The sequence below is a fragment of the Glutamicibacter sp. genome, assembly GCF_050701915.1.
Taxonomy (GTDB): Bacteria; Actinomycetota; Actinomycetes; order Actinomycetales; family Micrococcaceae; genus Glutamicibacter.
Genome location: NZ_JBOGEG010000003.1, coordinates 170,508 through 191,136 on the forward strand (window position 1 = coordinate 170,508; position 20,629 = coordinate 191,136).

Consider the following 20,629-nt stretch of genomic DNA (forward strand, 5'->3'; position numbering starts at 1 on the left):
ACATACAGGGGAGTGCTTTTGCTTTCGGGGCTTTCCTGTCACTATTCCCGGCGGATTGCCTGTGGCGAGGGATCAGCCAGTTCTAGCCGGCTGTCAGCACGGTGCCTTTATCCCACGAGCAAGTCAGCAGTGTCGATGCCGTCGAGGATCCAATCAACGCCATCAATGACGAGGTTCTTCGCCAACGGCAACTGGTGCGAAGCGCTCTCGATAATGTGCATCAAGTACCCGCCGGTATTCGGGAAGGCCACGAGATCTCCCTTGGCCACACCTGCCGGGAACTCAAACCGCCTGCGCAGGATCAGTTCTTCTTCAATGCAATAAGCACCCACCAAGAATCCTTCGTATGGCGCCCGATCCTGCACTTTTGGCCCTGTGGGAATCAGCAGCGGATCCAGCAGGAAGTCGGCGGAAGTTGAACGGCATTGGGTTCTGTTCATATGCAGGCCGACCAGTGGTGCCCCATCGCTGCGGTTCTTGACGAAGGCAACTTCAGCAAGCGTCAGTCCGCACCCATCCAAAAGTGAACGCCCCGGTTCGCAGCGAAGCTGTATCCCCCGCTCAATAAGCATCTGGGCGACGGTTCTTCGAGTCGTGGTTTCTTCTGTTGCCAGAACCTTCCTCAACCATTCGCCGCGGATCAGCTCCTGGTGGTACGGGTACAGAGCGGTACTGGCTTCACGCCCTGTGGCTCCCAGACGATCTGATTTCCAAGTCAATGACTCATCGCCCTCGGGGAGTTCGGCGAGCGCTTTCCAGAACCCTGCCCATTGCTTTCCATCGTCCAGGTAGGACATCGGAATGCCTCCGCCCATATCCACGAAGCTTGGGTCGTGTCCGCGGTCCCGCAGCGCATCGATCAGCGACAGCGCTTCGAAGGCTAGTAGTGCTCTTTGCCCACCGTCATATCCGTTGAGATGGAAGTGGATCCCTTCGACTTTTAGGGTTTCAGGCTTGTCCGCCTTTTCCAGGAAAGCGAGCCATTCTTCAGCCCGCAAACCGAATCGCGTCGGCGGGATGGATGGGTTATCCGATGCCAAGCGCAGTGCCACGGCAGCTGGTTTCCCGGACTCCTGCACAATCGCTTGCAGCTCTGCCGTTTCATCCAAGTTGTCGAGGCTCAGAACGACACCATGTTCCACCGCAAGCTGCAGCAGGGCCTCGGATTTCACTGCCGCGGTGACAATGATCCGATCCGCTGGCACTCCCCGCTTGAGGCATTGGTCCAGCTCGTTGAAACTGGCCACATCAATTCCGCAGCCTTCGGCTACAGCATGGTCAATTGCTCCGAGTGTCTTGTTGGCTTTGCGTGCCAGATAAATCTGGAAATCAATCTCGTGCTCATCTGCTGCTTCCCGCAGCTCGGCGATGTTCCGGATCATCGAAGAGTAGTCATGCAGATTCAGTGGAGAACCGTACTGCTTGATCAGTTCCTGGCAGAGCTTGGGATCTGCAATCAGGGAATCCATCCACGGTTCGAGCCGTGCAGTCAACGGAATGGTTCCGTGCATCAGGGGTTGAGTCACTGGGCTACTTTCTGTTGTGAGGCGGCCACTTGCCGAGCTATGCGACGTGCCCAACCTCGGTATTCAAGGTGCAGGCCACGATTCAAAGTGTCATGCCCCAAAGTGGGGTCTTCTGTTGGACGGCCAAGTGCCGCCAGGGACTCGTTGCGTTCGCCAGCTGAGTCCAGGCATGTGCCATCCTTGTCGGTGAGCAGTCCACGCTCCCCTGCCCGAACTTGCACGTCGCCCTCGGCGAGCAGATCGCTGAACAAGCTGGACGCGCTGTCACCTCCGGAGGACGAGGCATAGCGCACCCCGGCAGGCGCGGTGACAGCATCTATCGTGAGGTCTGCTTCAGCAAGAACGTCTGACGTGGATTGCTCGTGGTGCAATAGCCCGGCCTCGAAGAGCGCCAGCAGTTTCAAGGCCGTAGGTTCAGGCGGGCCGAAGGCCATCCGCTCAAGATTGGCGGCAAAGGTCTTGAATTGCTCTCGCTCACCCGCATTCCAGCTGATGCGCGACAGCGCGTCGACCAGCTGCGGATACAGACCCGACCAAACGGTTCCCCATACCCACTGCGTGCTAGGAGTCGCCAAACCATGATTGATGCGCACGCTGGCACGTAACTGTTCGGCAGCGGATGTCCACTTTGCCATCTGTTCCGAATATCCGGTCCGCAGAATCTTCCACAAGGCATCCTGGTCAGTCTCCGAGCCGCTGGCTTTGGCGCATTCCATCGCACAGGACAGCAGGATCTGCCACAGCTCGTCCAATCCCGGATGCAGAAGCTCTCCACCTGTTGCCGTTCCATGGCGTTGGATCCCCCACCGGCGCACTTGGTCTCGATAGCCATCAAGGACTTCAACTGCGCTGGCGGGTCGGGTGTTGGGCTTGGGCGTCATGGGAATGCCGCTGCGCGAGGTCATGGTTATCGAAGCTGGTTCTTCTCCACTTGGAATATAGTGCAGGAATTCCAAACCATCTGAAATTGTGCTCTCCCAGCTTCCCCCGCGTCCCTCGGTTAATCGCAACACGACATCGTAGGCAGTCAGCGCGGCTCCCCTGATCACAACCTTGCTTCCAGACAGCACAGTATCGTCTTCAGCCTGGTCATGTTCTACGGTCAACGCGGCAGCCGATATTGACCTGCGCGGCGAATCCTCTGCCCGATACCCGCCCAAGCCATGCCCGGTAACAAGAACTACCTCATCGTAGAGTTCCGCGCCTTGCACAGTGCGGACCTCCCAATGCGGTCCCCTTCGCGCCACGCGCTCTACTGCGCAGGGCCGGTGGGCAATTTGCAGCGACCCGTGTTCTGCCAGCCGTTGGAACTGCTCACTCAGGTATTCCCCAACCAGCGCGCGGGCAGGGAAAGATCCGTCAACTGAAGCAATATTCTTTGTCTCCTGCCACTGGTTGAAATCCTGAGAGCACAAGCTGGATGACGCGTCGATAATGCGCGGGTTGACGTTGAGTTTCAGCTCCCTCGGTTGCCCGGTGTTCCATACCCGTCCGGCCCCGGGCGGGTAGGGATCATAAACATCAACTTGGATTTCTCCGGCTAGATGCTGCGGCAACGAATCGTTGAGTTCAAGCAACGCATATAAGCACTTCGGCCCACCACCGATCATTGCAATGCGTGTCATTGCACCTGCTGGTCTACAAGGTTCGCCGTGCCGTCTGACTCGGGTTCTTCGCCCAAGGTCTCGCGAACCCAATCATCGTCATAGACGCTATGCAGATAAGGAACTCCAGAGTCGTGGACCAGGAAGGCTACCCGCGAACCTGCAGGAATCTCCGGCATCATCTGGCTCATGGCAGAAACGATGGCGCCGGTAGAGGCGCCAGCCAGGATTCCTTCACGCCGGGCAAGCGTACGGCATCCGCGAACCATGTCAATCTCGCGGATGCGGAACACATGATCGGGCTCGGCCTGCAAAGCCAGCTCCGGAACGATGCCTGCTCCCAAACCAGGCAAGCGGCGATTTCCGGATTCTCCGCCAAAGAGCACGGATCCCAAAGCGTCCACTGCAACCAGCTTGGTGTTCAAGCCATGCTCCCGGATGTACTTCTGGCATCCGAGAATTGTGCCCGTGGTGCTGGTTGCGACGAAGAGCATATCCACTTTTCCGTCCAGCGCTTCCACGATTTCGGGCATGGTGGATGAGTAGTGCGCCTTGGGATTATCAGGGGACCCGTACTGATTGGTGGTCACTGCGCCCGGGTTCTGGGCCAGTAGCTGTTGCACCCGCTGCCGGCGGGCAGCCAGCTTGTTCCCATCGGGCTGGTTGACCACCACCTCAACGGTGGCCCCGTAAGCGCGCATGATGTCCAAGGCGGATTTATTGGCGTTCTCGTCGACTACTGCCACGAATTTGATGCCCCGCACCACGCACTGCCGAGACAAGGCGATGCCCAGGTTGCCGGAGGTTGATTCGATGACCATGCCTCCGGGCTGCAGCTGGCCGGATTCCATGAAGGATTCAATCAGGCTCCCTGCAGTGCGCTCCTTGGTGCTGCCCGAAAGCTGGAGCAAATCGAGTTTGGCATAAATTTCGATATCCGGGCTGTCGAAAAGGCGTTCCAGTTTCACGACAGGGGAATTGAACGGACTAAGGGTTCCTGCACTATCCATGTTCATCGCTCGCATTCAGGTGTGGCAATTCCAGAAAACCTGCTCTTCATGCGCGAATGGGGCTTTAATCCATCTCATCGCATTTTCGGCAAGTCTATGCGCGCAATGCCGAACTGCCTAGGATATTCAAGGATTCCGTGGCAGGCTCAAAGCGAATTCACTGGAGCTCTCAGCGAGTGTCGACGGATATTAGCGGGACATGGAACCAACAGAACAACGTCGCGGTTCTGCCTCGAAGGATAGCAGCGAAGCCGGACGCTTCCCGGAAGACCCAATCTTCCGGGGAAGCATCCCGTTGCCAAAGCGAATCTATCGGGAGGAGTGGGCGACCATTCCCCGCCAAACCGTATCAAAGGCCGTCTGAAGCCGGGCTCGGGTTTCCGGCAAGCGGAAGCTCTCTCCGCGCACCACCAGCTGGTAGTACGCCGTTCCTGCCAAGGTGTCGAAGCAGGCCTCGACATCCAAGTCGCTGCGCAATATCCCCTTGTCCATCCCTGCTCGCAGCGCATCTTCAATCGGCACCCTGCGCATCTTCACATGCGTTTGCCAATAAGCGCGCTGGAGCTCGCGGTCAGCCATCACCAGGCGGATGCGCTGTCTGAATCGGGATTCCGAGTACATCTCCACTGCCTGTTCCGCTCCGTGGCCAAACAACGCATTGAAGATGTTCTGTCTCAGATCCCCCTGGCCGCAGATGGCCGGCGGCACGACTCGTCCTGTGTTTAGCGCCGAAGATATTAGCAAGGTCAGCGACGGCCACCTGCGATAGAGCGCAGCACGGCTGACACCGCTGTACTCCACCAGCTTGGATATCGTGATCTCCTGCTCCGTATCGATCAGTTCCAGCGCTGCATCCAGTACCTTCTGCTCCAGCTCCTCGTGCCGAGGGCGTCCCGGACGCCTGCGCACCGGGACCTGCCCAGCGGCCAGCGCGCTCACCGCTGAACTGCGCGCTCGGACAGGCGCTGGATGGTGTCCTCGCTCAGCCCAGCGGCACGCAGCGGAGCCAACGGATCGCCATGGCGTGCTCGCAGCTCTCCGAGCATCATTTCCATGGCCACGTCCATGGGCCCGTTGAGCAGCTGCGAGGTGTCGACCTTGGAGAAGTCCATGCCCAAAGCCCGCCACATCTCGCCCATTACCGGCCGGTTGCGTTCCATGATGGCGCGCATGTTCTGCCCGGTCAGCGCGTAGTCAGCCACGATGTCCTCGTCACTGGCACCCAGCGCGAGCAGCAGCATGGCCGCCAGCACGCCGGTGCGGTCGCGTCCTGCCGCGCAATGGAAGGCTGTGGTCCCCGGCGAATAAGCAATGATATTCAGTGCCGTGACCAGCTGTGCCGCGGAGTTCTCCACCATGTCCAGGTACATCCGGCCCATGGCCTCATGGGTGAACCCTTCCGCGCCCTTGGGTGTTGACCGCGAGACATCGCTGATCAGCGGCAGGTTGTGATAGGCCACCGGGAACTCGGCCAGCGGGCCTCGCCCGGTGGTAGCGACTTCTGCCGGCGAGCGCAGGTCGATGACCGCGGCCAATCCTGCGCCCACCAATTGCTGTGCGACTTCGCGGGTGGCATAGGCGATGTCATCGGTGCGGATGGCCAGCTGCGGGCGGAGCGTGCCCCCGGCAATGCGGATTCCGCCCAGGTCCCGCAGGTTGACCGGTGCGCTGAGCTCAAGTTCGATGGCTGGTGCACTCATGTGATTCTCCTTCTTATCAGGGCGCTGCCCTGGTCGATGATCGTGACGAGCACGATGATGCAGATGATGATGGCGCTCAGGTGCCCGTAGTCGTACATGCGCATGGCGGTGGTCAGTTCCAGGCCGATGCCTCCGGCACCCACCAGGCCGAGGATGGTTGCGCCACGCACGTTGCCCTCGAAGAGCAGCAGCGTGTAGGAGACAAGCAGCGGGGCGGCCTGCGGCAGGATGCCGTATTGGATTACCTGCCGCTTGGACGCGCCGACGGCCTGCATGGCGGTCATCGGTCCCTTGTCCACCGACTCCATGGCCTCGGCGAAGATCTTTCCGATGGACCCGAGCGAGCCCAGGGTCATGGCCAGGATGCCGGCGAAAGGCCCCAAGCCCACAGCCGAGACGAACATCAGGGCGAAAACCAGGTCGGGCACGGCGCGGATCACGTTCATGGCCCAGCGCGATGGGTAGTACAGCCATGGAGGAGCGATATTGGAGGCCGCGCCGAAGGCGACCAGCAGCGAGAGCACCACGCCCAGCACGGTTCCGACGATGGCCATTTGCAGGGTTTCGAGCAGCAATTCCAGGATGGTCGAGATCTTCGAGAAGTCCGGCGGGAACAGCCGGGCGAGGAATTCTCCCATGTTCAGTGTTCCCTGGCCGAGCTTGATGAAATCGAAGCCCACACCGCCCGCGGACCACAGCAGGATCAGCAGGGCAACGGGTATGCCCAGCAGGAAGCGTGCGCGCGGGATGGAGAAGGCCCGTTCCAGGCGGGTCCGCTCGGAGGCGGGCAGCTCATTGTCCGCCAGCGGGACGGTTCTGGTTTCAGTGGACATCGGTGTCACCGTCTTCGTAGATCCCCTTCAGCGACTGGGCATCCAGTTCGCTGCACTTTCGGGAAAACAGCATCTTGCCCTGGCGCAGCCCCACGATGCGATCGCTGTGGGCCAGCGCGAGCGGCACCACGTGCAAGCTGACCAGCACCGGGATGCCGTCTTGCTGCGCTATATCCCGCAGCAGCTGCAGGACCGAATCGGCAAGCTTCGGGTCCAGCGACGCGACCGGCTCATCGGCGAGGATCAGCCGGGGCCTTTGCATCAGCGCCCGGGCGATGGCCACGCGCTGCTGCTGCCCGCCGCTGAGCGAACGGGCCGGTTCCTTGGCCTTGTGCGCAATGCCCACCCGGTCCAGCAGTTCCATGGCGTATTTGCGATGCGCGCTGGAGAAGCCTCCCACGAGATTGATGGCCCCGGCCTGGTGCAGGGCACCGGTGAGGACGTTGGACAGCACGCTCAAGCGCGGGATCAGGTTGAACTGCTGGAAGACCTGGCCCACCTCGGAGCGCAGCTGGCGCAGTTCGCCGCGCTGGAGATTGCGCAGGTCATGGCCGGCCACGCGCACCGTGCCGGCTGTCGCCGGGGCGAAACCCGTCAGGCTTTTCATCAAGGTGGACTTGCCCGACCCCGAGGCACCCAGCAGGGAGACCATCTCGCCCGGGAACAAGTCCAGGTCCACGCCGTCCAGCACGGGCACCGGCTTCTTCTTCTCGTAGCAGACCTCCAGCCCGCGCACGGTGGCCAACGGCAGCGCTCGGCGCAGTTCGGCGGTGTTCATCATCCCGGTGGGCTGCGCAGAAGCTGCCGTTTTGAGAACGGGACTCATTTCAGGTCCTCGAGCTCAACGCCGGCCACCTCGGCAATTTCGGCGAATGAGGCATACCGGCTGGGGTCAGGGCCGACCTCGACGTCCAATCCGATGAATGAGGAGTAGCCGGCCAGTGCTTCCTTGTTCTCTTCGGAGAAGATCTTCGGAAGGGCTTCTTGCAGTGCGGTGCGGGTTTCCTCATCCAGCGACTGGCGAGCCAGCACGCTGCCCATGATTTCCATGGACGGGCTCTGTCCAACCCCGCGCCATTCTCCCTCGGCGAAGGGGAACATCGGTGCGCCCATTTCGGTCAGCACGTTAGCGGTGCAGGCCGCGTCCACCTGGCCTTGCTCCAGGGCGGCAAAGCTGCCCTCATGCCCACCGGCAAAGATGGCCTCGTAGTCCTTGCCCTGCTCCAGCCCCGCCTGGTGCAGCATGTACACCGGCATGAAGTAGCCGGAGCTCGAAGCCTGGTCCGCGAAGGCGATGGTCTTGCCGCGGAAGTCTTCCAGGGTCTTGACCGGCGAGTCATCGAGCACCACGCAGGTGGACACCGGCTCATCGCTGCCCTTCCATGCCAGCAGGGAATCGACTTCTCCGGTGTTCAGCGCGAGCGCCGAGGGGAAACCGCTCATGATCCCCATGTCGACATGGTCCGCGCGGATGGCCTCGACCACGCTGAGATAGTCGGGCACGTCGGTGACTTCGACCTCGCGGCCGGTTTCGGCTTCGAGCAGTTCCACGAGCGCGTCATTGGGATTCACCGCGGTCGGGTCATCCGAGACGGGGAGGGTGGCAATCTTGATGGGCGCGTCGGCCGCGGTAGCAGCGGCTTGGCAACCAGTGAGGGCCAGGGCGGCGAGGCCGAGCAGGCTCACGGGAACGAGTGCAGGGTGGCGCATGAGGCGGACCTTTCAAAGCGGTGCGAGTGCCCTCGATTTCGAGAACACCATTACTCAAACACCGGAAAGTGACAGCGAATTACGAGACTGCCGTACTCGTTAGGAAACTTGGAATGAACGATTAGTAGCCACCCCGCCAGGCAGCACTGCGATCGGCTCAATCCTGCGCCGGGGAACTACTGATGCTTGGCGATAGCTTCGGCCAGCTCGTCGAATCCGAGCCGGCGCGCATTCTCCAGGGCGGTGCGCCCCTGCGGGTCGGTGATCCCCGGATCCGCCCCGGCGGCCAGCAGCAGCCTGGCGACCTCTTGCTGGTTTGGCCCTCCATCGCCAAGCAGGACGGCCTCTTGCAACGCGGTCCATCCGGGATTGTTCACATGGTCAAGCGGAACACCAGCCTCGATGAGCATCTTCACGGTCTCCACATGGCCGTGCTCGCTGGCGGGGATGAGCGCCGTTCCGCCGTAGCGGTTCAAGCTCTCCACGTCCGCGCCGCGCTCCAGCGTGAGCTCAAGGATCTCGTTGAAGCCTTCGGCCCCGGCATAGAGGAACGCCGAATCCTGGAGCGAATCCTTGGCATTCACATCCCCGCCGGCGGCGATCAGTTCCCGGACCTGTTCCACGTCATTGGCTTTGGCCGCGCGTACCAAGCGCTGGTCCAGTTCCGCCTGCGCTTGGGCGGACAGACCGGATTCCGGCACGGCAGTTTCCGGTGCCACCGAGGCAACCGAGGACGGTGCAACGGAGGCAGGTGCCGGAGTTTGCGTTTCTGATTCGGCCGCTGCGCACCCGGCCAGGACGAACGCCGTGGCAAGGCACAGAAGACCCAGGGCCGGGCCGCGTCGCGCAGCCCAGCCCCCGGGAGGAATCGTGACGCTCATCGTTGTTCGCGCACGGTTCTCAGATGGCATTGAGTAGCGCTTCCAACTTGGATCGGCCTGCCGAGCGTTCACGGATGTAAATCGAGTCCATCAAATCAACGGCGATTGCCGCGACCGGTACCTTGCCGCCTTCCAGAGGTTGCACGAAGCCGAGTTCCCTGATCAGGATGTCGCCGACAGGGTCTTCCCGCAATCCCAGTTTCCTTGCATGCATCCCGGCGAAGCCGGCCTTTGCATAGCCTTCCAGCATGCCCGCTCCTGCGGCGAGTCCGAAGGCATTGGCCAATACGGGATCTTCCAAGGCCCCTGCGCCGGTGACTGCCAAGGCCTGAGAGAGTTTCTGTTTCACCGATTCGCCACCCCGATAGCGGTGTACAACAGCTCGATTGCGTGCCAGCTGATGGACCTCTGCTGCCGAGAGGACCGCCAGTCTTTGGCGCAACCTCCACAGCTCGCTCGCTGACAGCCAAGTGGCCTCAGCGCCCGACAGGATGGCCAAGGCCGCCCACGCGGTACGCTGCGTCCAGAGACGTCCCGAACGCTTGCCGTCCCGATGCGCCCGGTGCACCGAGTCTGTATCAATCAGAATCGCGCGTCCAGCGACACCGGCTTGCTCCAACCGGCCGGTTTTCAGCATTTTCCGAACCGCTTCGGAACTGACTCCGAGAAGCTTCGCTGTTTCGGTGGTTGTCATCATGCTCATGACACAATAGTAACGATAAGCCAACCATTGTGACAACAATGAGGTGTGCGCGGCTGTACTGCGCGGCCTTTAGCCGCGTGGACCTCCAGGCCCAGAGTCCCGCCCCGCCACACCTGATCCAGCTGGATCTAACCGGCTTTGGTCTACCGCTCATCACCTTAGCCTGATCTGAGGCCAGCCAGGTCACGACCTTACTGCTGGACCCGCTGCGGCTTGCCCACGATGCCTCGATAGCTTTCGAGGCCGGCTCACTTCCCTCAAGGCTTCATGCACAGCCTGAAAAGCACCGTATTAACTTAAGGGGTTGGATATGCCATCAACCCAGTCCCATATTGACTATCCGACCGGATGCTCGGGCAAGCACCATAAACCTTGGCATCAAGTGCGCAACGGCACCACGGCCACTTCGTGCAGAAATCTGCAGAATCACAGGTGCTCCGGCCCCGCTTCGTCCCCCTGTTGGCCGGTGCCCGGCCCCTCATGCGGATACAAATCCGCTCCGGTGCGGTCCTTCAGCGTCAGCGTCGCGAGCAGCGAAGCGCCCACCCAGATGAACAGGTAGGTGGAGACCGCCACGGTGGTATCGAACTTGCCCACCAGCGCTGCGGCAATGGTCGGGGCGAACGCGCCACCGACTACCGAGCCCAGGGCGTAGCTGATCGAGGAACCGCTCAGGCGGATGCGGGCCGGGAACAGCTCGGCATACAGCGCCGGCAACGGGCCGTAGGAGAATCCCATGAAGGCGCCGAAGACCACCAGGGACACGGTGACCCAGGCCAGGTTCCGGGTTTCGATGAGCAGGAACAGCGGGAAGAGCCAGGCCAGCAGGAGCACCCAGCCGATGATGAACATCTTCTTGCGTCCAATGCGGTCCGAGACCACTCCGCCGATCCAGGTGGAGATCAGCCAGGCCAACGAGCCGATGGTGATGATGTTCAGGATGTCGCCAGCCTGCAGCTCCAGCTTGTTCGTCGCGTAGCCCAGGATGAAGCCACCGGTGAGCATGTAGCCGGCGGTGTTGTTGCCCATGAATACCAGCGTCGCCTGGATGACCTTCTTGGGGTGCTTGCTGAACAGCGTGGACAGCGGGGCGGACTCGGTCTGCTTGGTCTTGGCCATTTCCTCGAAGACCGGGGATTCCTCCACCCGGCGGCGGATGTAGTAGCCGATGAGGATCAGCACGAAGCTGAGCAGGAACGGGATACGCCAGCCCCAGGCCATGAACTGCTCGGGGGAAACCACGGCCGCAATAATGGCGCTGACTGCAGAGGCCAGCAGCATGCCGGCCGGGACGCCGAGCTGCGGGAAGGCACCGAATTTGCCGCGTGCATGATCCGGCGCGTGCTCCACTGCCATCAGCGCCGCACCGCCCCACTCGCCGCCGGCGGAGAAGCCCTGGACGATGCGCAGGAAGATCAGGAGAATCGGCGCCCAGATGCCGATGCTCGCATAGGTGGGCAACAGGCCCACCAGCGTGGTGCCGACGCCCATCAGGACCAGGGTGATGATCAGCACCGCTCGGCGGCCGTACTTGTCGCCCACCCGGCCCATCACGATTGCGCCCAACGGGCGGAAGAGGAAGCTGATGCCGACGGTGGCGAAGGCGATGATGGAGCCCAGCGACCCTTCGGCGGGAGTGAAGAATTGCGGGGCCAGGACCAGTGCCGCCGCGTTGGCGTAGATGAAGTAGTCGTACCACTCCACGGTGGTGCCCACCATGGTCGCTCCCGCGACGCGTTTCTGCTCCTTGGTCATGCGCCCGGGTACTGCAGCTGGAATGCTCATGATTCCCCCTCGAAGTAGCGAGTGTCCAGGAAGCACTTCCCGCTCCACCAATTGACGCTGCTTTCCGTCCGCGCAGGATCAGCTCCGTTGCCACGATGGTAGGCCGGTATCCACAACTCAACAAGGGCTTCGAGAAATGCAAAGCCGGGCGTGGGCGCAGCCTCGCGCCCAGTTGCCCGTTCGCAATGCCCGGACTTGCCCTGAGCCGGGCGGTTCTGCGGTTCCATAGGCCGCTTTTCTCCTGCCCGGGGCCGACGTTCACAGCAAGCGCCAAGACCATTGCCATTGAAGTACAAGCCTCCTGCAGGCAGCGGCAGAATGTGCGATTCTCATATCATCGCGGTTCGGTGCGCACCGCGGAACCAAAGGCCACCACATGTCACGCCCGCATCGAGGCGCAGCAACAGCAGGCCGGCCCGAAGGCCAGCCGAACTGCCTTTTCCGGATTGATTCCGGAGCCTAATGCAAAAGGAGATCAGTCGCATGACCAGCGCAGAACAGCTCCACGAACTAAGCCTCATTGGCGCTATCGTCATTGGCCCCGATGGCCAGAAGATCGGCAAGTTCGGCCAGATATTCATTGATGAGCGCAGCGGAGAACCGGCATGGGCCACCGTGTACACCGGCCTTTTCGGGCACTTGGAGAGTTTCATTCCGCTGAGCCGGTCGGTCATTGCTGGCGATACCCTGCAAGTGCCCTACGACAAGCAGACCGTCAAGGATGCGCCGAATATTGATCCGGAAGGCCAGCTGTCGCCGAGCCAGGAGCAGGAGCTCTACCACTACTACAGCCTTTCCTACGATGAAGCGGACCAGGCCGCCGTGCAGCCAGGCGTGCATGGTGCCGAGGCGCGCGCCGAATATTCCCGGGAAAATGCGCACGACCCGCGCAGCGCCGGAAAGCATGAATCCGCAGCTGCTCCAGGCGAGAGCACCCCAGCCCGCAAACCGCGCCTGCGCAAGCATGTTGCATCGCCTGATTCTGGCAAGCCGGCTGATGCCAGCAGCAGCGGGGAATCGGTGGCAGGAGATGAACCGAGCACCGAGAAGGAGCGCCTGCGGGCCCAGCTGCGCAAGGAGCAGGCGCAGACCGACGGCTTGAGCGGCGGCCGGCAAACCCGCTAGGCGCAGCATTGAAGGCACTGATCCATCCAGCGTGCTCGCTGGATGGATCGGTGCCTTTATTTTTCGGGTGATGATCTCAGATGCCGCCCGGAGCCAGCACTATGTCGAAGCGTGCCCCGCCCAATGTTTTCTGTCCCCGCATTCCCAAGCCGGATCCGAACCTGATGCAGCATACGCCGGCGGCGCACAACCCCTTCGAGGATACCGGCCCGCAGGCTGAAGCTTCCGGTGTCCGGCCGCCAAGTTCCCGGCAGGACACCACTTGGTGTTTCCCGGAGTGCGGGTCAGGGCACGGGCAACCGGGGAATAACCGCTTGGCTCACCGGCCGGCAGCAGCGGCGCGAACTGGCTGAGTATCTCCTGACAACCATGTTGCCGTGGTGCGCAGGCCAATTATGGTGGCCTCATGGACCCCGGGCTTTGCCCAGAATCAGGACGGTATTTTCATTTCACTTCGAGGTTCACCATGAATTCCCAGCAATTTGCCGAATCCTATCGCCGGCTCAGTGCCCAGGTGCACGACGCAGGGCTGGCTCGCCGGCGATACCTGTATTTTGCGACGCAGATTATCGGCTGGATCCTGGCGTTGGCGGCCTTGCTGGTGACAGTCGGGCTGCTGGGCAATTCATGGTGGCAGCTGCTTCCCGCGGTGCTGATCGGTCTGGTGATGGCCCAGCTGGGTTTCCTGTCCCACGAGGCGGCCCACCGGACGATCTTCGCCTCGCGGACATCCAATGAATGGACATCCCGCTGCATCTCGGGGCTGCTGATGGGCCTGAGCTACAACTGGTGGATGGCCAAGCACAATTCCCACCACGGCAATCCGAACAAGGAAAGCGTGGACCCCGATGTCGACTCCACGGTGCTCGTGCTCACCCCGGATGCCAAAGCCAGGCGGAAGGGAATTGCCGCCAGGATCTCGCGCATGCAAGGCTGGTTCTTCATCCCGCTGCTCTGCCTGGAAGGGCTGAACTTGCATGTCGCCTCGGTGCGGATGCTGCTCTCCGCACCCGAGCTGAAGCACCGGATCATCGAATTGCTGATGATCGCGGTGCGGCACAGCGCCTATGCGGTGTTCTTGTGGACCGTGATGTCTCCGGGAAAGGCCGTGGCGTTTCTCGGTGTGCAGATCGGGGTATTCGGAATCATGCTCGGCGGGGCCTTCGCACTGAACCATATTGGCCGGCCCACTGTTCCGGCGGACGTGCATCTGGATTTCCTGCGCCGCCAGGTGGTCATGTCCCGCAATATCACCGACGGTCCTTGGGTGCGCTTCTTGATGGGCGGTTTGCAATACCAGATCGAGCACCACCTGTTCCCGGTAGTCCCCCGTCCGAATCTTCCCCACGTGCAGGAGATCGTCCGCAAGCGCTGCGCGGAGCTGGGCATCGACTACACCGAGCAGAGCCTGCGCGAGGCTTTCGTCCACGTCGTTTCCTACCTGAACCAGGTAGGTTCCAAGGGACAGGATCCCTACGCTTGCCCGATGGTCCGCAGGTACCGCGGTTGAACCGCGGGCGCTTTGCAGGACAGGGGCATGGAGTCCAAGGAGGAACAATGAAAGTCACCGTGCACCAGGCCATGTGCGTCGCCTCGGGCAACTGCGGATTAGTGGCGCCCCGCGTTTTCCAAAACCGCCAGGAGAACGGCGGATTCGTCGAGCTGCTGCAGGCAGATCCGGATGGAGCTGACCTCGAAGCGGCCCAGGAGGCCGAGTATCTCTGCCCCTCCGGGACCATCCAGGTCGGCAAGCATCGGATACCGGCACGGAAAAGTGGTGACGGCATCCCCGGCAAGGCGCCCTAGTTCCCATGCTTCCGGGAGCAGCACCTGGACGCACCCCAAAACCTGGCGATGCCTGCGTTCGGCATTAGACCCGCGAACCCCCCGAACTGTAGACTGGAAGCATGGCTCTAGTCGTTTCAACGCATGCGCAGCGGCTTCTCGCTGCCGTTTTCCCCAAGGGGAAACTGCTGACCAAACGAGCCAGCGGCACCAACGGGTGGCTGAGTTCCTGGGGAACCAACGCCCACGGCGAGATCGCCGGCTGCCCACCACCGCGCCACTAGTTGCGCGGCCCCACTTCCTGATCTTTCTCCAGTGGATTCCGCGCGCCCTCGTGCCCTTTTTCCCGGATCCCAGAAAGACCCGTTACTTTGCCATACCCTTCAACTGGCGTATCCCGCCAAGCACCCCACGCCATCTGGCGCGGAATCCACCAAACCCTCAAGCAGGACTCGGTAGGCGGACTGCTGCTGCTCTGCGCGACCCTCGCCGCCCTAGTCCTGGCCAATTCCCCGGCTGCGCCCTGGTACGAGAACCTTCGCGATTTCCGCTTCGGCCCCGAGGTCCTGCACCTGAACCTCTCGGTCGGCACCTGGGCCGCAGATGGCTTGCTCGCCATTTTCTTCTTTGTCGTCGGCCTGGAGCTCAAGGAGGAATTCGTTGTCGGCAAATTGCGCAATCCCCGCACGGCGATCGTTCCGGTGGCCGCGGCCGTGGGCGGCGTGGCCCTGCCAGCATTGTTCTACCTCCTTGTCATCTCCGCTTCAGGCAGCTCCGCAATCAATGGCTGGGCGATTCCAGCGGCCACCGATATCGCCTTCGCGATCGCGGTCATCGCGGTTGTAGGCAAGTTCCTGCCCCCAGCCCTGCGCACATTCCTGCTCACGCTGGCGGTGGTCGATGACCTGCTGGCCATTTCCATCATCGCCATCTTCTACACCGAGGATCTGTCCTGGCTGCCGCTGGCACTCGCGCTGCTTCCGCTAGCCGCGTTTGCGCTCGCCGTGCAGCGCGGAGTCCGTGCCTGGTGGATCCTCATCCCGCTCGGGGTGGCCGTTTGGGCATTGGTGCATGCCTCGGGAATCCATGCCACGGTGGCCGGCGTGCTGCTGGGCTTCATGGTTCCGGTGGTTGCTACCCAGCGCGCCCATGTCCATGCCGGAACCACCGAGCAGGGCGAAGCGATCCACGAGGGCCTGGCCGCCCATTTTGCGGACCGCTGGTCCGTTCCCTCAGCGATCATCGCCATTCCGGTATTCGCCTTCTTCGCTGCCGGAGTTCCGGTCGGCGGCCTGGCCGGGCTGGGAGAATCGCTGGCCAGCCCGGTCACGCTGGGCATCATCGCCGGGCTGGTCCTGGGCAAGTCGATTGGCATCACCAGCGCCACCTTCCTGGTCACCAGAATCCCCGGAATCAGGCTGGATAGCAGCATCAAATGGCCGGATGTGCTGGGGCTGTCCTTCGTCGCGGGCATCGGCTTCACCGTCTCCCTGCTGGTCGGCGAGCTGGCCTTCGGCCAAGGCGGAGAAGAAGCCCAGTACGTGAAGGTCGGGGTGCTGTGCGGTTCGCTGCTCGCCGCATTCATCGGGGCAATACTCCTCGGGGCGCGTAATCGCGCGTACCGGGCGGCCGCCAAGGCCTCTGCGTAGCAATCCGCGCTGCATCCGCTCCTCGGCCGGATGCAGCGCGGCGGCGCGCCGGAATCAGGAGCGCGCAGAAATCGAATCGATGGCTTCGCGGGCGTCTTCGGCCAGCTGCTGCGGCATGGGCGCGCTCTTGGCCGAGTCGGCCGCGGTCTTCTGCCCCTGGCCGCTGACTACATACTGCCCGAAGGTCTTGACCAGTTCCACCGTCTGCGGATCCTCGTAGCCGCTGCAGAACAGCAGGTAGGAAACCAGCACCATCGGGTAGGCGCCTTCAGCGGTGGTCTTCCGGTCAAGCTCCAGGGCGATGTCGTGCTCCCCGGGACCCTCCACGCGCTCGGATTCGGCCACGGCCTTGGCCGCGGATTCCCCGCTGACTGCCACGAATTCCTCTCCGACCTTCAGCTTCACCTTGCCCAGCGACTGGTCCACCAGGGAATCATCGGCGTAGGTTACCGCGCCCACAGCGCGGGTCACGGTGGTCACCACACCCGCATTGCCCTGGGCCTTCTCCAGGCCGGTGGCATCCGGCCAGCCGCCATCTGGCTCGTGGGTCCATGCTTCGGGGACCACGCTGTGCAGGTATTCGGTGAAGTTCTCCGTGGTGCCCGAGTCATCGGCACGGGCCACTGCAGTGACCGGGATGTCGGGAAGTTCCACCTGGGGATTCAGCTTGGCGATGGCCGGGTCCTGCCAGGAGCGGATCTCTCCGGAGAAGATCCTGGCGATCGTTTGGGCATCCATATTCAATTCCTTGATGCCTGGCAGGTTGAAGGCGATGCTGATCGGGGAAATATACGCCGGGATATTGATTGCTCCCTGCGGGCCGCAGGTCTCGATGGAGCGCTGGACTTCCTCGTCCTTCAGGTAGGCATCGGATCCGGCGAATTCGGTGCCGCCAGCCAGCAGCCCGGCGCGTCCGGCGCCGGAGCCCACCGAGGCGTACTGCACCTGGACCTTGGGGTGCATCGTGGAGAATTCGGTGGTCCAGGCGTTCATGGCGGAGTTCTGCGCGGTGGATCCTCCGCCGGTCAGCGTGCCTTCCAGGCTTGAGGTATTCGATTCGGCGGCCTTGCGCTGCTCTTCTCCCAGCGGGTAGTCCGAGCCGCAACCGGACAGCAATAGGGCCAGCCCCAGGCTGGACACTGCAACTAATCCTGCGGGGCGGGCAACGGCATGGCGGGCAAATCGGGTGGGGCGCACAGCAGCTCCTGGGTCATCGGGGCGGTTTTCAAATGATTCGCAAACTCCAGTCAAACATCATCGGAACATTTTCCAGCTTCTTGGACCCTTGGTTACATCCGCGTGCCGGTTCCGCCTGCGATTTCCGGGGCAGCTGATTTGCCCTGCCGCAAAAACTTAAGTGATAATGATTCTCATTATGAATGATGAAGAGTCCGGGCCTGCCCGCCGGCACCCCGCCCAGCTGCCGCCCAGCCCGGTCTTCCGCCTGCGCAATGCACGCCTCGGGCTGCCCGGCGCCACCAGCCCGCTGCTCGACGTCGAGGAGTTCACGCTTCTTCCCGGCGAGCGCGTGGTCATCACCGGCCCCTCGGGCGCAGGAAAGTCGCTGTTGCTTTCCATGGTCACCGGGCGCTGGGCACTAGGACTGGAATTCACCGGAACCCGCACCCCCGGCTCGCCGCGCATCGGCTACATTCCGCAGCGCGGCCAGGATGCCCTGCATCCGCTGCTGCCGCTGGGACGCCAGCTGCGCAAGGCCACCGGCGCCAGCGCTCAGCAGGTCCGCGACACCCTTCAAGCCGCTGGACTGAGCGATCCGCAGTTGCTCGCAAGGCGCCCCGCAGAACTCTCCGGTGGGCAAGCGCAGCGCGCTGCAATAGCCTTGGCTGTGCTCAGCCAGGCCCCGGTGATCCTTGCCGATGAACCGACCAGCGCCCTGGACCACCACTCCCGCGACCTCATCCTGGAGTTGCTGGGCAATGTCCTGGGCCAACGGCAGACCCTGGTGCTGGTCACCCATGACCCGGCCGCGGCCCAGGCGCTGGCCACCCGGCATCTGGTACTGGACTCCGGGAAGATCGCCAGCACCACCGCACCCCGCCTGGAACGAGTACCCGCTTGAGCATCCCCGCATTGGAAGTATCCGCGCTCAGCGCACTGCGCGGGCACGGGGCCGCCCGCCGGCTGGTCCTGGAGCCCGTTGCGTTCGCGCTGGCCCAAGGCGAATCCGTGGCCATCACCGGGCCATCCGGAGCCGGCAAATCCACCCTGGCCGACATCGTGCTGGGCCTGGGGCTGCCGGACTCCGGAGAAATCCGGGTGCTGGGCCAGCACTGGAGCGCACCGAAGCGCAACCACGCGCCAGCACGCCGCCGGCTGGTCCAGGGCGTCCCGCAGGATCCCGCCGCCGCCTTCGTGCCGCGCTGGAGCATTCGCACCGCGCTGGAGCAGGCCATCAACCGGCTGGTTCCCTCCGCCGGCACCGAAGCGCTGATCGCGCGGGCCGCCGAGCTGGCGCAATTCGACGCGGCACTGCTGGATCGGCGCCCGCACCAGCTCTCCGGAGGGCAGCTGCAGCGGGCCGCGCTGGCCCGCGCCGTGGCGGTGAAGCCTACCGTGCTCGTGGCGGACGAGCCGACCAGCGCCCTGGACCCGGGCACCGCCCAGGCCGTCGCCGGCCAGCTGTTCTCCACCGCCGCCAACTCGGGCATTGCCCTGCTGCTGATCACCCACGACCCGCAGCTGGCTGCGCAATGCTCGCGCACCATCACCATTTCACCACCCGCCCGATAACCCGCCCATCAGCTGATCACCCATCATCCAAGGACCTCGCACCCATGAATCGACCCCGCCCCAAGACCCTGGCACTGCTCACCATCCCGCTGGCCGGCGCACTGGCCCTCAGCGGCTGCTTCTCCGCGGCCGCCGAGCAGTCCGGAAGCGCCGACCGCATCTCCGTGGCCCATATGCAGCCACCCCGCTCCGGACTCAGCCCGCTCAGCGACGACGCATTCAAGCTCTCGCGCTGGTCCACCGCCGAAACCCTGGTCAACCTCGACGAGTCCGGGGACGCGCAACCTGCTTTGGCTACCGGCTGGGATCGAAGCGGCGAACTGGTCTGGGACTTCGAGATCCGCGAAGGAGTCAGCTTCCACAATGGGCAGCCGCTGACCGCCGACACCGTGGCGAACTCCCTGCAGCGGGCCATCGATTCCACCCCGGTGCCGCGCATCCTGAACGGAACGGCGCTGAAGGTCGCGGTGCGCGGCGAGCACGGACTGCGGATCACCACCGCGGATCCCGACCCGCTGCTGCCCCAGCGGCTCTCCAGCCCGCAGCTGTCCATCTTCGATACGGCGGCCTACACCGCCAACGGAGTGGACCCGGCAGGCCACGGTACCGGCCCATTCCAGATCGTGGACGTGGACGGGATCTCCGGGGCCACCCTGGACCGCTATGAGGGCTATTGGGGCGAAAAGGCCGCAGCCGCGGGCATCGACGTGAAGTTCGTGCCCGATGGCACCGCCCGCGCCGCCGCGCTGCGCACCGGGGAAGCAGATGTCATCGAGGCGATCCCAGCCGGGCAGGCCGCCTCGGTGGACCAGCAGCTGCTCACCGAAGTGCCGATGCCGCGCACCAACACGCTGTACCTGAACACCGAGAAGGGCCCGTTCGCCGACCCGGCGGTGCGCGCCGCGGCCCGCGAAGCCATCGACCGGGCGGCCATCGTGGAATCGGTGTACGAGAACCGCGCAGATATAGCCGAGGGGCTGCTCGGCCCGGCACTGCCCTACGCCGCCGGGCTGCGCGATTCGGAGCAATACCGGCAGCTGCTGGCCCAGCGCGCCGAGCCAGCCAAGGTCAAGGACGTGGAAATCACCCTGGGCACCTTCACCGACCGCGCCGAACTGCCAGAAGTCTCGGTGATCCTGGAACAGCAGCTGGAAGCGGCCGGCTTCATCGTGAAGCAGGATGTGCGCGAATACCAGTACATCGAGGCCGACGCGCTGGACGGGGCCTTCGATGCCTTCATCCTCTCCCGCGCCACCGTGCTGGATTCCGGGGACCCGGTCGCCTACTTCGCCTCGGACTTCACCTGCGAAGGCGGCTTCGCCATCGCCCAGCTCTGCGACAAGGACGTGGACCAGGCGATCGCCCGTGCCTCGGAAACCGAAGCCGGGGCGCAGCGCCAGCAGCAGATCATGCTCGCCGAGGCCCGGATCCTGGGCACCGATGCAGCCATCGCGCTGCTGCATGAACGCGTGATCCAGGGCGAGGGGCCAACCGTGCAAAACGCCGCGCAGGATCCGCGCGAACGCGAGCTGATCACCGCGCAGACCAGCCTGGGCAGCGAGTAGGG

General features: G+C 63.2%; 20 protein-coding genes. 8 read left to right on the forward strand and 12 right to left on the reverse strand.

What is annotated here, in order from left to right:
* Window positions 1-107: 107 nt before the first annotated feature.
* From ACRDT3_RS04390 to ACRDT3_RS04440, 11 genes are all read right to left on the reverse strand, one after another.
* The gene (locus ACRDT3_RS04390) at window positions 108-1,526 is read right to left on the reverse strand and encodes a Y4yA family PLP-dependent enzyme (protein ID WP_431491812.1); all 1,419 of its coding nucleotides are present in this window, start codon (window positions 1,524-1,526) and stop codon (window positions 108-110) included.
* A complete protein-coding gene (locus ACRDT3_RS04395) occupies window positions 1,523-3,151 on the reverse strand; it encodes an FAD/NAD(P)-binding protein (RefSeq protein WP_431491813.1) in 1,629 nt (542 codons plus the stop codon). The genes ACRDT3_RS04390 and ACRDT3_RS04395 overlap by 4 nt, the downstream gene beginning before the upstream one ends.
* A complete protein-coding gene (gene sbnA / locus ACRDT3_RS04400; RefSeq protein WP_431491814.1) occupies window positions 3,148-4,140 on the reverse strand; it encodes a 2,3-diaminopropionate biosynthesis protein SbnA in 993 nt (330 codons plus the stop codon). The genes ACRDT3_RS04395 and sbnA overlap by 4 nt, the downstream gene beginning before the upstream one ends.
* Before the next feature lie 309 nt (window positions 4,141-4,449).
* Window positions 4,450-5,079, reverse strand: coding sequence for a TetR/AcrR family transcriptional regulator C-terminal ligand-binding domain-containing protein (locus ACRDT3_RS04405; protein WP_431491815.1), 630 nt, complete (start codon window positions 5,077-5,079; stop codon window positions 4,450-4,452).
* The gene (locus ACRDT3_RS04410) at window positions 5,076-5,840 is read right to left on the reverse strand and encodes a tyrosine-protein phosphatase (RefSeq protein ID WP_431491816.1); all 765 of its coding nucleotides are present in this window, start codon (window positions 5,838-5,840) and stop codon (window positions 5,076-5,078) included. The genes ACRDT3_RS04405 and ACRDT3_RS04410 overlap by 4 nt, the downstream gene beginning before the upstream one ends.
* On the reverse strand, window positions 5,837-6,673 hold the full coding sequence (gene phnE, locus ACRDT3_RS04415) for a phosphonate ABC transporter, permease protein PhnE (RefSeq protein WP_431491817.1): 837 nt from the start codon (window positions 6,671-6,673) through the stop codon (window positions 5,837-5,839). Before phnE ends, ACRDT3_RS04410 begins: the two co-directional genes overlap by 4 nt.
* The gene (gene phnC, locus ACRDT3_RS04420; protein WP_431491818.1) at window positions 6,663-7,499 is read right to left on the reverse strand and encodes a phosphonate ABC transporter ATP-binding protein; all 837 of its coding nucleotides are present in this window, start codon (window positions 7,497-7,499) and stop codon (window positions 6,663-6,665) included. Before phnC ends, phnE begins: the two co-directional genes overlap by 11 nt.
* Window positions 7,496-8,383 carry a phosphate/phosphite/phosphonate ABC transporter substrate-binding protein gene (locus tag ACRDT3_RS04425; RefSeq protein ID WP_431491819.1) on the reverse strand — a complete coding sequence of 296 codons (888 nt, stop codon included), beginning with the start codon at window positions 8,381-8,383 and terminating at the stop codon, window positions 7,496-7,498. Before ACRDT3_RS04425 ends, phnC begins: the two co-directional genes overlap by 4 nt.
* 176 nt (window positions 8,384-8,559) lie before the next feature.
* Window positions 8,560-9,294 (reverse strand): ankyrin repeat domain-containing protein, encoded by a 735-nt coding sequence (locus ACRDT3_RS04430; protein WP_431491820.1) that lies wholly within the window; start codon window positions 9,292-9,294, stop codon window positions 8,560-8,562.
* The gene (locus ACRDT3_RS04435; protein WP_431491821.1) at window positions 9,284-9,967 is read right to left on the reverse strand and encodes a helix-turn-helix domain-containing protein; all 684 of its coding nucleotides are present in this window, start codon (window positions 9,965-9,967) and stop codon (window positions 9,284-9,286) included. Before ACRDT3_RS04435 ends, ACRDT3_RS04430 begins: the two co-directional genes overlap by 11 nt.
* Window positions 9,968-10,393: 426 nt before the next feature.
* Window positions 10,394-11,752, reverse strand: coding sequence for an MFS transporter (locus ACRDT3_RS04440; protein WP_431491822.1), 1,359 nt, complete (start codon window positions 11,750-11,752; stop codon window positions 10,394-10,396).
* Between the two features lie 483 nt (window positions 11,753-12,235).
* Between ACRDT3_RS04440 and ACRDT3_RS04445 the strand changes: the two genes are divergently transcribed.
* The 5 genes from ACRDT3_RS04445 (at window position 12,236) to nhaA (ending at window position 16,311) form a co-directional block, all read left to right on the forward strand.
* Window positions 12,236-12,877, forward strand: a complete 642-nt coding sequence (locus ACRDT3_RS04445; RefSeq protein WP_431491823.1) for a PRC-barrel domain-containing protein — start codon at window positions 12,236-12,238, stop codon at window positions 12,875-12,877.
* 466 nt (window positions 12,878-13,343) lie between these two features.
* Complete coding sequence (locus ACRDT3_RS04450; RefSeq protein ID WP_431491824.1) at window positions 13,344-14,387, forward strand: fatty acid desaturase family protein; 1,044 nt, start codon at window positions 13,344-13,346, stop codon at window positions 14,385-14,387.
* A gap of 47 nt (window positions 14,388-14,434) precedes the next feature.
* Window positions 14,435-14,683 (forward strand): ferredoxin, encoded by a 249-nt coding sequence (locus tag ACRDT3_RS04455; protein ID WP_431491825.1) that lies wholly within the window; start codon window positions 14,435-14,437, stop codon window positions 14,681-14,683.
* A gap of 101 nt (window positions 14,684-14,784) precedes the next feature.
* A complete protein-coding gene (locus ACRDT3_RS04460) occupies window positions 14,785-14,946 on the forward strand; it encodes a hypothetical protein (protein WP_431491826.1) in 162 nt (53 codons plus the stop codon).
* 87 nt (window positions 14,947-15,033) lie between these two features.
* Window positions 15,034-16,311: a Na+/H+ antiporter NhaA gene (gene nhaA, locus ACRDT3_RS04465; protein WP_431491827.1), complete on the forward strand. Its 1,278-nt coding sequence runs from the start codon at window positions 15,034-15,036 to the stop codon at window positions 16,309-16,311.
* Window positions 16,312-16,365: 54 nt separating this feature from the next.
* Here nhaA and pstS read toward each other — a convergent pair whose 3' ends face one another.
* A complete protein-coding gene (gene pstS, locus ACRDT3_RS04470; protein WP_431491828.1) occupies window positions 16,366-17,508 on the reverse strand; it encodes a phosphate ABC transporter substrate-binding protein PstS in 1,143 nt (380 codons plus the stop codon).
* Between the two features lie 178 nt (window positions 17,509-17,686).
* Here pstS and ACRDT3_RS04475 point away from each other — a divergent pair, with 178 nt between their 5' ends.
* From ACRDT3_RS04475 to ACRDT3_RS04485, 3 genes are read left to right on the forward strand one after another with little or no spacing between them, the layout of a single operon-like run.
* Window positions 17,687-18,391: an ATP-binding cassette domain-containing protein gene (locus ACRDT3_RS04475; protein ID WP_431491829.1), complete on the forward strand. Its 705-nt coding sequence runs from the start codon at window positions 17,687-17,689 to the stop codon at window positions 18,389-18,391.
* Complete coding sequence (locus ACRDT3_RS04480) at window positions 18,388-19,062, forward strand: ATP-binding cassette domain-containing protein (protein ID WP_431491830.1); 675 nt, start codon at window positions 18,388-18,390, stop codon at window positions 19,060-19,062. Before ACRDT3_RS04475 ends, ACRDT3_RS04480 begins: the two co-directional genes overlap by 4 nt.
* Window positions 19,063-19,106: 44 nt before the next feature.
* Window positions 19,107-20,627 (forward strand): ABC transporter substrate-binding protein, encoded by a 1,521-nt coding sequence (locus ACRDT3_RS04485; protein ID WP_431491831.1) that lies wholly within the window; start codon window positions 19,107-19,109, stop codon window positions 20,625-20,627.
* The last annotated feature ends 2 nt before the right edge of the window (window positions 20,628-20,629 follow it).